The following is a 13,266-nucleotide window of genomic DNA, read 5'->3' as shown; positions in this document are numbered from 1 at the left end:
GGGGCGGCATGACGCGCCGCCGCGTCGTGCTCGGTGCGTCCCTCGGTGTCGTCGCCTACGTCGTCGTCCTCGTCGGGGGCGGTGTCCTCGTCGGGGCGGTTGCCGCCGCCACGCGCGCGCTCCCACCGATGGGGTGGCTGACGGTGGTCCCGCCGCTGCTCGCGGGCGTCCTCGCGCCGCTGGTGGCGCGTGCCGGTCGTGGTGCGCGCCCGTGGGCGGGTGTGCTGGTCGCGGGCCCGGCGGCGATCGCAGCGGCCGCCATCACGTGGTGGGGGACCGTCCTCGCGGCGCAGCACGGCGGCCCGCCGGCGGGCGATCGCGCGCTCGACGCCGTCGTGCAGGCGCTCGCGGTGCTCGTCGTGGCGGTGGTCACGGTGCTCGTCCTGCGCTCGCGGACGGGCCACGGACCCCCCTCCGACGCGGACTAGGCTGGGACGCGTGACGCAGAGCCCCGAACCCGCCACGCCCCCCCAGCCGACGACGCACCGGCCCGTCCTCGTCGTGGACTTCGGCGCCCAGTACGCGCAGCTGATCGCGCGCCGCGTGCGCGAGGCGAACGTCTACTCCGAGATCGTGCCGCACACGGCGACGGTGGAGCAGATGCTCGCGAAGGACCCGGCGGCGATCATCCTGTCCGGCGGTCCGTCGTCGGTGTACGCGACCGGAGCGCCGTTCGTCGGCCCGGAGCTCTTCGAGGCCGGCGTGCCCGTGCTGGGCATCTGCTACGGCTTCCAGGCGATGGCGCAGGCGCTCGGCGGCAAGGTCGCCCAGACGGGTCAGCGCGAGTACGGCGGGACGGCCGTCGAGATCACGGCGCCGGGCATGGTGCTCGAGGGCAGCCCGGACGCCCAGACGGTGTGGATGAGCCACGGCGACGCCGTGCACGCGGCGCCCGAGGGCTTCGAGGTGCTCGCGACGAGCGCCGGCAGCCCCGTCGCGGCCTTCGAGGACCGCGAGCGGCACCTGTACGGCATGCAGTGGCACCCTGAGGTGAAGCACTCGCCGCTGGGCCAGGCGGCCATCGAGAACTTCCTGTACCGCGGTGCCGGGCTCGCGCCCGACTGGAACCCGGGCAACGTCATCGCCGAGCAGGTCGAGCGCATCCGCGCGCAGGTCGGCGACGCGCGCGTCATCTGCGGGCTGTCGGGCGGCGTGGACTCCTCGGTCGCGGCGGCGCTCGTGCAGCGCGCCGTCGGGGACCAGCTCACGTGCGTCTTCGTCGACCACGGCCTCCTGCGTGCCGGCGAGGCCGAGCAGGTCGAGAAGGACTTCGTCGCCGCGACGGGCGTGCAGCTCAAGGTCGTCGACGCGCGCGAGCGGTTCCTCACCGCGCTCGCCGGGGTGTCCGACCCGGAGACGAAGCGCAAGATCATCGGCCGGGAGTTCATCCGCGTCTTCGAGGACGCGGCGCGCGAGGTCGTCGAGGACGCCGGTGCGCACGGCGACACCGTGAAGTTCCTCGTCCAGGGCACCCTGTACCCCGACGTCGTGGAGTCCGGCGGCGGCGAGGGCGCGGCCAACATCAAGTCGCACCACAACGTCGGCGGCCTGCCGGACGACCTGCAGTTCGACCTCGTCGAGCCGCTGCGCACGCTGTTCAAGGACGAGGTCCGCGCGGTCGGCCTCGAGCTGGGCGTGCCCGAGGCCATCGTGTGGCGCCAGCCGTTCCCCGGTCCCGGCCTGGGCATCCGGATCGTCGGGGAGGTCACCGCCGGGCGGCTCGAGACGCTGCGCGCCGCCGACGCGATCGCCCGCGAGGAGCTCACGCGCGCCGGGCTGGACCGCGAGATCTGGCAGTGCCCGGTCGTGCTGCTCGGCGACGTGCGGTCCGTCGGCGTGCAGGGAGACGGGCGCACCTATGGCCACCCGATCGTCCTGCGCCCGGTGTCGTCGGAGGACGCCATGACCGCCGACTGGACCCGCCTGCCGTACGACGTGCTCGCGACGATCTCGACGCGCATCACCAACGAGGTCCCCGAGGTCAACCGCGTGGTGCTCGACGTCACGAGCAAGCCGCCGGGCACCATCGAGTGGGAGTGAGCGGGGCGGCCGCGTGACGGTCGCGACCGTGGTGCCGCTGACGTTCGCGTGCGTGCTGTTCCTGGCCGGCGTCGGCCTGGGTCTCGGTGGGGGTGCGCTGCTGCGGCGCGGCGCGCGGACGCCGCGCACGCGGATCCCGCTCGAGGCGGTCGTCGTCGAGCGGACGTCCCACGTCCGGCCGACGCGCGTCACGTTCGACCACCCGGTGCCCGGGGGCTGGGTGCGGGCGACGCGGGTCGAGGGGATGCCGGTCACGACCGCCGACGGCCGGACGGCGCGTCCGGGCGACCGGATCACGGTGTGGGCGGACGCGCGCGACCCGCGCGATGTCCGCCTGGCGGCGGCCTCCGCCGCGTCGAGCATGGGCGGCGTGCTGCTGCTGCTCATGGGCGCGATGCTGGCGGGCCTGGCCCTGTGGTTCGCCATGGCGGTCCTCGCCGCCCGCTGACGCGTGCCGCGGTGAGCGACAATCGACGGACGACGAGAGGACGAGCGTGAGCAACGAACCGACCAGCGCCCCCACGGGGGCCTCGCCCGGCACCCCGACCGGGGCCTCCCCGGCGCCCGACGCGGCCGCGTGGGTGCGCACCGCCCGCGGGGCACTGACGCGCTACCGCGTGATGGCGTGGATCACCGGGGTGATGCTGCTCCTGCTCACGGTCGAGATGGTGCTCAAGTACGTCCTGCACGCGGGCGGGTACGACGCCGAGGGTGAGCTGCGTCCCGTCCTCGGCGCGTGGATCGCCTACGCCCACGGGTGGATCTACGTGCTGTACCTCGCGACCGTCTTCCAGCTGTGGTCGACGCTGCGCTGGCCGCTGGGGCGCCTCGTCACGATGGCCGCCGCGGGTGTCGTCCCCGTGATGTCGTTCGTCCTGGAGCGCCGCGTGCACGCCGACGCGGACACGCGCATCGCCGCGGCCGCCCGGACCTCGGCCTGACGCCGGGCGCCGGGCGCATGCGGATCGTCCACGTCTCCGACTGCTTCGCGCCCCGCACGGGCGGGATCGAGACGCAGGTCGGCGACCTCGCCCGGCACCAGGTCGCCGCGGGGCACGAGGTCCACGTCCTGACGGCCACGCTCGGCGAGGGCGGTGAGCGGGGGGGCGTGGTGGACGTCGAGGGCGGCGTCCACGTGCACCGGGTCGGCGCACGGCTGCCGTTCGACCTGCCCGTCAACCCGGTGGCGGGTCCGCGGCTGCTGCGCTCGGCGCTCCGCGACGTGCGGCCCGATGCGGTGCACGTGCACGCGGGCGTCCTGTCGCCGTTCGCGTTCGACGGCGTGCGCGTCGCGACCGCGCTGCACCTGCCGACGGCGATCACCTGGCACTGCATGCTCGACGGCACGCTGGGCGTCGGGCGGCAGGTCGTGCGCCGCACGCGCTGGCGGCACGTGCCCGCCGCGCTCAGCGCCGTGAGCGGTGCCGCGGCGACGCGCGTGCGCGACCTGTTCGGCACGCGCGTCGACGTCGTGCCCAACGGGATCGACGTCGCGGCGTGGGCCCCGCCACCCGGCGCGGCGGCGTCCTGGACGTCCGGGACGCCGCAGGCGCCCCTGCACCTGGTCGCCACGATGCGCCTGGCGCCGCGCAAGCGCGCCGTCCCCCTGGTCGACGTCGTCGCCGCCGCGGCGGCGCGGCTGCCCGCGGGGGCGCTGCGTCTGACGCTCGTCGGCGACGGACCGGCGCGCGACGCCGTGCGCGCGCGCGTCGCGTCGGCCGGCCTGCGCGACGTCGTCGACCTGCGAGGACGCCTCCCGCGCGACGCCGTGCGGGCGGCCTACGCCGACGCCGACGTCTTCCTGGCATCGGCCCGGCTCGAGGCGTTCGGCATCGCGGCGCTGGAGGCGCGCACCGCCGGGCTGGCGGTGCTCGCGCACGCCGGTACCGGCGTCGGGGAGTTCGTCACCGACGGCGTCGACGGCTACCTCGTGGCCGACGACGCCGAGATGTCCGACGCGATCGTGCGCCTCGCGGCCGACCGGGACCTGCTGGCCCGGCTGCGGCGGCACGCGGCCGCGGTGCCGCCCCCGTTCGACTGGGCGCACGTGCTGGCCGCCGCCGACGCGCAGTACGCGCGGGCGCGCACCCTCGTCGTCCGCTGAGCCGCACGCGGCCGAGCGCCTGCCGACGGCGGGTGCACCCGCCCGGGGCCGCGCTGCACACCCTGGGCGCCGCCGCAGGAAGGGGTCCGGTACCGGGCCCTTGGTCCGGGGTACCGTGGTTGATTCACCCGTACGGGTGAGGGCGCTGTACGCCGACGGGACCAGGGTCCCACTCCGTAGGCTCGACCTGCGGCGACGCTGTTCACGTGAGCACATCGCTCACCGGGCCGGACCTCCGGTCTTGCGGAGGTCAGTCCTAACCGATCGGGGAGATCGAGATGTCGAACGCAGCAGTCCAGACCAAGCCGGCCCACATCAAGGTGCTGGCGACCATCGTCCTCGTCTTCGGCGCCATCTTCGCGGTTGCAGGGGCCGGCACCTGGATCGCGGTGTCCAGCAACCTGCGCGCCGAGCAGATCACCGTCTCCGACGACGCTGCGGCGTTCGGCGGCGCGGTCGTCGACACGCCGTGGGAGGCGTGGGCGCAGGCCGACATCATCAACAAGCACGCGCTCGACTCGTCGGGCGGCAAGACGTACGCCGAGCTCGACAAGGAGGACCCGGTCCGCGCGACCGTCATGAACGGGTCGTTCCTGCGGGCCTCGCTGTTCACCTCGGTCGTCGCCTTCGGCGTCGGTCTCCTCGTCTTCGGCCTCGGCGTCGTCTTCATCGTCACCGGTGAGGCCCTGCGCCGCATCGCCGTGCGGCTGGAGACGCCGATCGGCGCCGCCCCCGTCGCCCAGACCGTCTGAGCCACCCGCTCGGGTCGACCCGCGGTCCGGTGAACGGACCGCACGGAGCACGACCGAGGGCCGGTACCCGTCACGGGTACCGGCCCTCGGTCGTGCGTCGCCCCGTCCCTCCGACGGGGCGACGGGCTCACGGGCCGCCGGTGCGGCTGCGGCGCAGGCCCTGCAGCAGCGGCCCGAGGATCAGGCCGAGGCCGCCGGCGATGAGCAGCACGATCGCGGCGAGCTGCACGTCGATCGTGTACCCGGCGGCGACGAGCAGGACGCCCACGCCGACGAGGGCCACGATCAGGCCCCACACCACGGTCCCGACCCTGATCCCGGCGCGCGGCGGGGACGCGGTCGCGTCCGCCGCCGGCGTCGGGGCGTCGTGCGGGAGGGCGTCGTACCGGGCGGTGTCGTGCGGGGTGCTGTCGTCCTGCGTGCTGTCGTGCGGGGTGCTGTCGTCCTGCGTGCTGTCGTGCAGGGTGCTGTCGTCCTGCGTGCTGTCGTCGGTGCTCACGGTGCGACCTCCTCGATGATGCGGACCTCGCCGACGCCCGAGCTGATGTCGAGCACGAGGTCGGGCGAGCCGGCGGCGGCGGCGTCGTCCTGGTACCTCAGTTCGCCCAGGCCGACACCGCTCTGCTCGTGCCGGTCGTCGTCGACCTCGAAGCTCACGGAGCCGACGCCGGCCGTGACGTTGGCCGCGACGGCCGCCTCCTGCGGCACGACGACCGTGAGCGACCCGGCGCCGATCGAGATCGGGACCCGCAGCACGTCGTCGTCGATCGGGACGCCCGTGAGGTCGATGCGGGACCTGCCGGCGCCCAGGTCGAACCCGGCGGCGGCGTCGTCGCGGCTCGTGACCACGACGTCCCGCGCCTGGCCCTCCCCGCCCCGCACGTCGTCCACCCAGTCGGTCTGGTGCACCAGCGCGGCCGGGACCCAGACCAGCGCACCGACGACGGCCAGGAACCCGACGAACCCGCTGCTGCGGCCGCGGAGCCCGAGCGTCACGATGCCCAGGCCCGCCAGCGTCAGGGCGATGCCACCGGCCGTGAGCGCCAACGGGCCGTCGTAGACGCCCGCCCGTTCGGCCAGCAGGAGCACGCCGAGCGCGACGACGCTGAGGCCGACGACGGCGCCGATGGTCGCGCCGTCCGCGCTGCGCCGCGGCGGGCGCGGGGGTGCGGGCGGAGCCGGCGGGACCGATGCGCTGCCGTACGGGACGGCGTACGCGTACGGCGGCGGTGCGGCGGGACCCGCGGCCGGTGCCGGCGCGCTCGTCGGCAGCGGAGCCGTCGGCGCCTGTGCCCACGCACCCGGCGCCGTCGTGCTCGCGGGCGCCGTAGGGCCGGCACCCGGGGGTGCCCAGCCCGGGGGCGGGGGCCACGTGCCCCGGTCGCGGCGCTGCACGGCGGTCACCACGAGCGCGACGATCCCGGCCACGCAGGCGAGCCACAGCACGCCGCCCAGCGCGCTGCCGCCGTCCCAGAACCACCACCAGCCGTCGCCCCGCGCGAGGCCGACGACGACGAACGCCAGCGCGCCCAGGAGCGCGCCGTTCGCGTCGCCCGCCCCGAGGCGCTCGAGGAGGATGCGGTTGTCCCGGGCGTCGGGCAGCAGCGCCCAGGCGATGCCGTAGAGCACGAGGCCGAGCCCGCCGACCAGGAACGTGACGGCGAGGAGTCCCCGCACGAGGAGCGGGTCGACGCCGACGCGCTCGGCCAGGCCGCCGGCGACGCCGCCGACCCAGCGGTCGTCGGAGCGGTACAGCCCCGTGCGCCGCACACCGGCCCAGAAGGCGTGCGGTGCGGGCGGGGGCGTGGGACCCGGGAGGGGCCCGGGCCCCGTGCCGGGCGTGTGCCCGGACGTGCCGGCGTCTGCGCCGGAGGGAGTCTGCGTGTCCATGGCTCGATCCTGACCCGCCCGGCAGCGCCGGCACATCGGGGACCACCCCTGACCCGACCCTGGGTGGCACCCCCATCTCGCGTCCCGGACCCCTGAACTGCGGGCCGGGTGCGCCTGCGACCTCGGCGGGCGTGTGACGATCGGTGCGTGACCACCGCCCCGTACGGCGCCCCGGCGCGTCCCGGCGCGCCCCCGCGCACCCGGCTGCCGCTGCGTCGACCCGAGCGCGGCCGCTGGTTCGCCGGCGTGGCGACCGGGCTGGCCGCGCACCTCGACCTGCCCGTCGCGCTCGTGCGCGTCATCTTCGTCGGCCTCGTCCCCGTGGCGGGGGTCGGTGTCGCGCTCTACCTGTTCTGGTGGCTCGTCGTGCCGGTGGGGGACCCGGCGGCCGCCGCGGCCGCGGGACGGCCGAGCGCCCTGCAGCGTCTGGCCCGGCGGCAGACCCTGCGCGCCGACGGGCGACGCGTGCCGTGGGCGGAGCTCGCGCTGGGTGCGCTGCTCGTCCTGACGGCCGTGGTGCTGGTCGCCGTGCGCCTGGGAGCCCGCATCGACGCCGCCTGGTCCCTGCCGGTCCTGGTCGTGCTCGTCGGTGTCGCGCTCGCGTGGAGCCAGCTCGACGCGCTGCAGCACGGTCGCCAGGACGGGCGGCGCATCAGCGTGCTGCGTCTCATCGGTGGCGGGCTGCTCGCCGCGGCCGGTGTGCTGCTGGTCGCCGGGCAGGTCGTCGGCCAGGGCGTCGAGCCGATGCTGCTGGTGCAGTCCGGCATCGCCGCGCTCGCCGTGCTGCTCGGCGTGGGGCTGGTCATGGCGCCGTGGTGGGTGCGGCTCGTGCGCGCGCTCGGCGACGAGCGCGCGGCGCGCGCGCGGGAGGCGGAGCGCGCCGACATCGCGGCGCACCTGCACGACTCGGTGCTGCAGACCCTCGCGCTCATCCGGGCGCGGGCCGACGAGCCGGCCGAGGTCGCGCGGATGGCCAGGGCGCAGGAGCGCGAGCTGCGCGAGTGGCTCTACGACGACCGGCACGAGCCGGGCACGTCGCTCGTGGCGGCGCTGCGGGCCGTCGTCGCCGAGGTCGAGGACTCGCGCTCGGGGCCCGGCGGGGAGCCGGTGGCGGTGGACCTCGTCGTCGTGGGGGACCGCGTGCCCGAGCCCGACACCCTCGCGCTGCTGCAGGCCACGCGCGAGGCGCTCGTGAACGCGGTCGTGCACGGGCGGCCCCCGGTGTCGCTGTACCTGGAGGTCGGGCCGCAGTCGGTCGAGGTCTTCGTGCGTGACCGGGGCGACGGGTTCGACCTCGACGGCGTGGGCCCCGACCGCTTCGGGGTCCGGGAGTCGATCATGGGGCGCGTGCGGCGCCGCGGTGGCACCGCACGCGTGACGAGCAGCCCCGAGCGGGGCGCCGAGGTCCACCTGTGCATGCCGGTCGGCGGCGGCGGGTCGGGCAGGTCGGCGGACGAGGACGAGGAGCGCGACGCGTGAGCGAGCAGGTCGACGTGGTGCTGGTCGACGACCACCACATGTTCCGGGCGGGCGTGAAGGCGTCCCTCGACGGGCGGGTGCGCGTGGTCGGGGAGGCCGCGACCGTCGACGAGGCCGTCCAGGTGGTGCACGAGCTGAAGCCGCCGGTCGTGCTCCTGGACGTGCACCTGCCCGGGGGCGACGGCGGTGGCGGGGCCGAGGTCGTGCGGCGGTGCGTCGACGTGCCGGGCACCCGGTTCCTCGCGCTGTCGGTGTCGGACGCGGCCGAGGACGTCGTCGCGGTCATCCGCGTCGGCGCGCGCGGCTACGTCACCAAGAACATCGACCCGCAGGCGCTGTCCGACGCGGTGCTGCGGGTCGCGGGCGGCGACGCCGTGTTCTCGCCGCGGCTCGCGGGGTTCGTGCTCGACGCGTTCGGCGCGGCCGCGGGCGACGTCGCGACGGGCGACGACGAGCTGGACCGCCTGTCGGCGCGCGAGCGCGAGGTCATGCGGCTCATCGCGCGCGGCTACACCTACCGCGAGGTGGCGGCCGAGCTGTTCATCTCGGTGAAGACGGTCGAGACCCACGTCTCGGCGGTGCTGCGCAAGCTGCAGCTGTCGAACCGCAACGAGCTGACCCGGTGGGCGGCGGCGCGTCGGCTGCTGTGAGCCGTCGGGCTCGTCGGCCGGGGGTCAGGCCCGCGCGGGGCCCGCTTCCAGCGCCGCGACGACGGACGCGACGATCGCGTCCCACTCGTCGTCGGGCAGCGCCGGCAGGTGGTGCGTCCACAGGGGCATGACGAGCCCGCGCAGCTGCACCATGCCGTCGGGCCGCGCGAAGAAGAAGACGTGCAGGTGCCCGTTGCCGTCGCCCCAGCGGTGGACGTGCACGCGTCCCACGCCGGGCACGGCCGCCAGGGCGCGCTCCACGCGGACGATCATGCGGCCCAGGTCACCGGCCGCGTCGTCGTCGAGGTCGCCGAGGTCGACGTGCGTGCGCGGGTCCAGGACGAACGTCGGGACGCTGACCGGACCCCGCCCGCTGAGCCGCCACGTGCCGTCCGTCCAGGCGAAGACCTCGTCGGGCAGGGCGCAGCGCGAGCAGGTCGCGGCGTCCTCGTCGCGACGCGGCGGCTCGGGGACCACCGGGTCCTCCAGCGCGCGCAGCCGCAGCCCCTCCCGCTCGAAGGGGAAGGTCTCCCAGTCCGCGATGCCGCCGACGGCGGCCCGCCCGTCGGGGCCGGCAGCGGCGCGCGCCCGCGCGACGAGTGCGGCGACGTCGAGCGTCGCGTCCGTGGGGTGGTCCGTGCCGGTCATGGGTCTGCCGTCCTGCCCGTCTCGTGCGGCTGCGTCCGTGGAGGCTACCGGTCCGGTCGCGCCGGCGTGGTGCGCTCACCGGGAGGACGGATCTGACGCGGCGTCATCTCACCTACCATGGGCGCCATGGACACGCTTCAGGGAATCCTCGTCGTTCTCCACCTCCTCGGCTGGGCGATGGTCTTCGGGGGTGCGCTCGCGGGCATGAAGGGGACCAAGCTCACCGACGGGGCCTTCCACGGCATCCTGACGGCGCTGGTCACGGGCATCGTGCTGACCGGTCTGCTCGGCGCGGACGCGAACCACGTGAAGATCGGTGTCAAGCTCGTCGTCGCGCTCGTCGTCACGGCGCTCGTCGTGGTCGGCCGCCGCCGCCCCGAGAAGGTGACGCGCGGGTTCCTCGGTGCGGTCGCGGGGCTCGTCGTCCTCAACGTCGCGATCGCCGTCCTCTGGCGCTGATGCGGTGCGGCGGACGTGAGCGGTTAGCCTCACGTCCGTGACGATCGACTGGGCCGCCGAGCTCGACCTGCTCGTGACGGTCCTGGTCGTCGTCGGGCTGGTCGGCGTCGTCGTGCAGGTGCTGCCCGGCGCGTTCCTCGTGGGCGGTGCCGTGACCCTGTGGGGCGCGCTGCAGGGCACGGGGGCCGGGTGGGCCGTCGCGGTCGCGGCCGTCGTGCTGACCGCGGCCGGCCAGGTCGTGAAGTACCTGGTCGCGGGACGCCACCTGCAGCGCACGGGCGTGCGCAGCAGCACGCTCGCGTGGGGCGGGGTCGCGGGCGTCGTCGGGTTCTTCGTCGTGCCCGTCGTCGGGCTGTTCCTGTTCTTCGTCGCCGCGGTCTTCCTCGTCGAGTGGCTCCGGGCGCGGGACGTCGCGACGGCGTGGCGCGCGACCCTGCGCGCGCTGCAGGCCACCGGGCTGACGATCCTCGTCGAGCTCGCGACCGCCATGCTCGTCGTCGGCGTGTGGGTCGTGGCGCTCCTCGCGCGCTGAGCCCGTGGCGCACGGGGATGTCGGTGGCGGCGCCTAGGCTGGGTGGTGCCATGACGTCGTTGTTCGAGAGCCTCGCCCTGCCCGTCCCCGGTCTGCCCCCTACCGGAGCGCCCGACGCGCGCGCCGCCGTCGCGCGCTCGCACGCGGGGGAGTCCTCCGGCCTGCCGCTGGTCGTCCCGCCGCGCGACGACGACGCGGGTCCCGCCGCCGCCGACGCCGCGGCGCGGGCCGCCGAGCGTGCCGCGGCCGACGAGAGCCGCGCCGCCGCGCTGCTCGACGGGCTCAACCCCCAGCAGCGCGCGGCCGTGCTGCACACGGGCGGTCCGCTGCTCATCGTGGCCGGCGCCGGTTCGGGCAAGACGCGCGTCCTGACCCACCGCATCGCGTACCTGCTCGCGACCCACCGCGCGCGGGCGGGGGAGATCCTCGCGATCACCTTCACCAACAAGGCCGCCGCCGAGATGCGCGAGCGGGTCGAGCACCTCGTCGGGCCGTCGGCGCAGCGCATGTGGGTCTCGACCTTCCACTCCGCGTGCGTGCGGATCCTGCGCCGCGAGGCCGCGACGCTCGGGCTGCGCACCAGCTTCTCGATCTACGACCAGGCCGACTCGCAGCGGCTGCTGACGCTCGTGGCGCGCGAGCTCGAGCTCGACCCCAAGCGCTACCCCGCCAAGGCGCTGGGCCACAAGATCTCCGCGCTCAAGGACGAGCTGGTCGACCCCGACGCGTTCGCCGCCAGCAACGGGGGAGGCCGGGCCGACGAGTTCGACACCGTCCTGGCGCAGGTCTACACGCGCTACCAGCAGCGCCTGCAGCAGGCCAACGCGCTGGACTTCGACGACCTCATCATGCGCACCGTGCACCTGCTGCAGGCGTTCCCGCAGGTGGCCGAGCACTACCGGCGCCGGTTCCGGCACATCCTGGTCGACGAGTACCAGGACACCAACCACGCGCAGTACGTGCTCGTGCGCGAGCTCGCGGGCGTCGGCGCGCAGGACGACGACGGCGTCGGGCGCGGCGAGCTGACGGTCGTCGGTGACGCCGACCAGTCGATCTACGCGTTCCGCGGCGCGTCGATCCGCAACATCATGGAGTTCGAGGCCGACTACCCGGACGCCACGACGATCCTGCTCGAGCAGAACTACCGCTCCACGCAGACGATCCTGTCGGCCGCCAACGCCGTCATCAGCAGGAACTCGGGACGTCAGGCCAAGCGGCTGTGGACCGACTCGGGCGCGGGCCCGCAGATCGTCGCGTACGTCGCGGACACCGAGCACGAGGAGGCGCGCTTCGTCGCCGAGGAGATCGACCGGCTCGGCGACGCCGAGGGCGTGCGCCCCGGTGACGTCGCGATCTTCTACCGCGCCAACGCGCAGTCGCGTGCGCTCGAGGAGGTGCTCGTCCGCGTCGGGCTGCCCTACAAGGTCGTCGGCGGCACGCGCTTCTACGAGCGCAAGGAGATCAAGGACGCGGTCGCCTACCTGCGGGCCATCGCCAACCCGGACGACGACGTGAGCACGCGCCGCATCCTCAACGTCCCCAAGCGAGGGCTGGGGGACCGCTCGGAGTCCATGGTCGCGGCGTACGCCGAGCGCGAGCGCGTGTCCTTCGGCGCGGCGCTGGCCCGCGTCGACGAGGTCCCGGGCCTGGGGACCCGGGCGCTGACCGGGCTGCGCGCGTTCGCCGCGATGCTCGACGGGCTGCGCGACCTCGCCGCGTCGGGTGCCGGGCCGGCCCAGGTGCTCGGTGCGGTGCTCGACCGCAGCGGCTACCTCGCCGAGCTGCGGGCCAGCGAGGACCCGCAGGACGGCTCGCGCGTCGAGAACCTCGCGGAGCTGCACGCCGTGGCGGCCGAGTTCGAGCAGGCCGACCCCGAGGGGACGCTCACCGACTTCCTCGAGCGTGTGTCGCTCGTCGCGGACTCCGACCAGATCCCCGTGCCCGACGGCGCCGACGACGGCGAGACCGCCGCCGCGGCACGCGACGCGGGCGTGGTCACCCTCATGACCCTGCACACGGCCAAGGGCCTGGAGTTCCCGGTCGTCTTCCTCACGGGCATGGAGGACGGCACCTTCCCGCACATGCGCTCGCTGGCCGACCCGGACCAGCTCGCCGAGGAGCGGCGCCTCGCCTACGTCGGCCTGACGCGCGCGCGGCAGCGCCTGTACGTCTCGCGCGCGGCCGTGCGGACGGCGTGGGGCGTGCCCAACGAGTTCCCGCCCAGCCGGTTCCTGGACGACCTCCCCGACGAGCTCGTCGACTGGCGGCGCCGGGAGTCCTCGACGTCGCGGCTGCGCGGCGGCTGGGGCTCGGGCTTCGGTGCCGGGGGCGGCACGCGCGGCGGCACGTCGTGGGGCGAGCGCGGCGGCTCCGGCTCGAGCAGCGGCCCCGTGCGCAGCGAGAAGCGCGAGCCGCTGCCCCGCACGGGTGCGTCGTTCGGTTCAGCGACGCCCCGCGGGTCGGTCCCGGACCTGTCCGTCGGCGACAAGGTCACGCACGACGCCTACGGACTCGGCACGGTGACCGCTCTCGAGGGCGCGGGGCAGAACGCCGTGGCCAAGATCGACTTCGGCACCACGGGCGAGAAGCGCCTGCTGCTGCGCTACTCGCCGGTCACCAAGCTCTAGCCGGGTACGACCCGCCGAGCGCGGTACTCACCCACCGAGCGCGGGTGACACGAGTGCCGTGCTCGCCGGTGCCGTACCGCGCTTG

14 protein-coding genes are annotated in these 13,266 nt (G+C 75.4%); 11 read left to right on the top strand and 3 right to left on the bottom strand.

All coding sequences use genetic code 11. From position 1 onward, the window contains the following. The first annotated feature begins 8 nt into the window (after positions 1-8). The 6 genes from KKR89_RS12685 (at position 9) to KKR89_RS12665 (ending at position 4,896) form a co-directional block, all read left to right on the top strand. On the top strand, positions 9-428 hold the full coding sequence (locus KKR89_RS12685; RefSeq protein WP_208195665.1) for a hypothetical protein: 420 nt from the start codon (positions 9-11) through the stop codon (positions 426-428). A gap of 10 nt (positions 429-438) precedes the next feature. Continuing rightward, positions 439-2,040 carry a glutamine-hydrolyzing GMP synthase gene (guaA, locus tag KKR89_RS12680; protein ID WP_208195664.1) on the top strand — a complete coding sequence of 534 codons (1,602 nt, stop codon included), beginning with the start codon at positions 439-441 and terminating at the stop codon, positions 2,038-2,040. A gap of 13 nt (positions 2,041-2,053) precedes the next feature. Next, entirely contained in the window at positions 2,054-2,488 is a 435-nt protein-coding gene (locus KKR89_RS18365) for a DUF3592 domain-containing protein (RefSeq protein ID WP_243882246.1), read from the top strand. Between the two features lie 46 nt (positions 2,489-2,534). Continuing rightward, positions 2,535-2,981 carry a DUF3817 domain-containing protein gene (locus tag KKR89_RS12675; RefSeq protein WP_251140886.1) on the top strand — a complete coding sequence of 149 codons (447 nt, stop codon included), beginning with the start codon at positions 2,535-2,537 and terminating at the stop codon, positions 2,979-2,981. A gap of 17 nt (positions 2,982-2,998) precedes the next feature. Next, positions 2,999-4,144, top strand: a complete 1,146-nt coding sequence (locus tag KKR89_RS12670; protein WP_208195662.1) for a glycosyltransferase family 4 protein — start codon at positions 2,999-3,001, stop codon at positions 4,142-4,144. Between the two features lie 278 nt (positions 4,145-4,422). After that, positions 4,423-4,896 carry an aromatic ring-opening dioxygenase LigA gene (locus tag KKR89_RS12665; RefSeq protein WP_208195661.1) on the top strand — a complete coding sequence of 158 codons (474 nt, stop codon included), beginning with the start codon at positions 4,423-4,425 and terminating at the stop codon, positions 4,894-4,896. A gap of 127 nt (positions 4,897-5,023) precedes the next feature. Here the strand turns inward: KKR89_RS12665 and KKR89_RS12660 are convergent, their stop codons facing one another. Both KKR89_RS12660 and KKR89_RS12655 read right to left on the bottom strand, forming a co-directional pair. Continuing rightward, positions 5,024-5,395 carry a hypothetical protein gene (locus KKR89_RS12660; protein ID WP_208195660.1) on the bottom strand — a complete coding sequence of 124 codons (372 nt, stop codon included), beginning with the start codon at positions 5,393-5,395 and terminating at the stop codon, positions 5,024-5,026. Then, positions 5,392-6,786 (bottom strand): PspC domain-containing protein, encoded by a 1,395-nt coding sequence (locus KKR89_RS12655; protein ID WP_208195659.1) that lies wholly within the window; start codon positions 6,784-6,786, stop codon positions 5,392-5,394. The genes KKR89_RS12660 and KKR89_RS12655 overlap by 4 nt, the downstream gene beginning before the upstream one ends. 147 nt (positions 6,787-6,933) lie before the next feature. Here KKR89_RS12655 and KKR89_RS12650 point away from each other — a divergent pair, with 147 nt between their 5' ends. Together KKR89_RS12650 and KKR89_RS12645 are read left to right on the top strand one after the other, a co-directional pair. After that, entirely contained in the window at positions 6,934-8,265 is a 1,332-nt protein-coding gene (locus tag KKR89_RS12650; protein WP_208195658.1) for an ATP-binding protein, read from the top strand. After that, positions 8,262-8,915, top strand: a complete 654-nt coding sequence (locus KKR89_RS12645; RefSeq protein WP_208195657.1) for a LuxR C-terminal-related transcriptional regulator — start codon at positions 8,262-8,264, stop codon at positions 8,913-8,915. Before KKR89_RS12650 ends, KKR89_RS12645 begins: the two co-directional genes overlap by 4 nt. Before the next feature lie 24 nt (positions 8,916-8,939). Here KKR89_RS12645 and KKR89_RS12640 read toward each other — a convergent pair whose 3' ends face one another. Next, on the bottom strand, positions 8,940-9,563 hold the full coding sequence (locus tag KKR89_RS12640; protein ID WP_208195656.1) for a hypothetical protein: 624 nt from the start codon (positions 9,561-9,563) through the stop codon (positions 8,940-8,942). A 126-nt stretch (positions 9,564-9,689) separates the two neighbouring features. On the opposite strand from KKR89_RS12640, the gene KKR89_RS12635 reads away from it, so the two are divergent. The 3 genes from KKR89_RS12635 to pcrA are packed head-to-tail and all read left to right on the top strand — an operon-like array spanning position 9,690 to position 13,181. After that, positions 9,690-10,022: a hypothetical protein gene (locus KKR89_RS12635; protein ID WP_208195655.1), complete on the top strand. Its 333-nt coding sequence runs from the start codon at positions 9,690-9,692 to the stop codon at positions 10,020-10,022. A 37-nt stretch (positions 10,023-10,059) separates the two neighbouring features. Next, positions 10,060-10,554: a DUF456 domain-containing protein gene (locus KKR89_RS12630; protein WP_208195654.1), complete on the top strand. Its 495-nt coding sequence runs from the start codon at positions 10,060-10,062 to the stop codon at positions 10,552-10,554. A gap of 50 nt (positions 10,555-10,604) precedes the next feature. Then, positions 10,605-13,181: a DNA helicase PcrA gene (gene pcrA / locus KKR89_RS12625; RefSeq protein WP_208195653.1), complete on the top strand. Its 2,577-nt coding sequence runs from the start codon at positions 10,605-10,607 to the stop codon at positions 13,179-13,181. Positions 13,182-13,266 lie beyond the last annotated feature (85 nt).

The sequence above is a fragment of the Cellulomonas dongxiuzhuiae genome, assembly GCF_018623035.1.
Classification (GTDB): domain Bacteria; phylum Actinomycetota; class Actinomycetes; order Actinomycetales; family Cellulomonadaceae; genus Cellulomonas; species Cellulomonas dongxiuzhuiae.
The sequence above is the reverse complement of the archived record's forward strand: the minus strand, read 5'-3'. Positions and strand labels throughout refer to the sequence as shown.

Bases quoted from the DNA above. Each gene is read 5' to 3' on its own strand.
- KKR89_RS12685 (WP_208195665.1), top strand. From the start codon at position 9: ATGACGCGCCGCCGCGTCGTGCTCGGTGCGTCCCTCGGTGTCGTCGCC.
- KKR89_RS12670 (WP_208195662.1), top strand. From the start codon at position 2,999: ATGCGGATCGTCCACGTCTCCGACTGCTTCGCGCCCCGCACGGGCGGG.
- KKR89_RS12665 (WP_208195661.1), top strand. From the start codon at position 4,423: ATGTCGAACGCAGCAGTCCAGACCAAGCCGGCCCACATCAAGGTGCTG.
- KKR89_RS12655 (WP_208195659.1), bottom strand. From the start codon at position 6,786: ATGGACACGCAGACTCCCTCCGGCGCAGACGCCGGCACGTCCGGGCAC.
- KKR89_RS12640 (WP_208195656.1), bottom strand. From the start codon at position 9,563: ATGACCGGCACGGACCACCCCACGGACGCGACGCTCGACGTCGCCGCA.
- KKR89_RS12635 (WP_208195655.1), top strand. From the start codon at position 9,690: ATGGACACGCTTCAGGGAATCCTCGTCGTTCTCCACCTCCTCGGCTGG.
- pcrA (WP_208195653.1), top strand. From the start codon at position 10,605: ATGACGTCGTTGTTCGAGAGCCTCGCCCTGCCCGTCCCCGGTCTGCCC.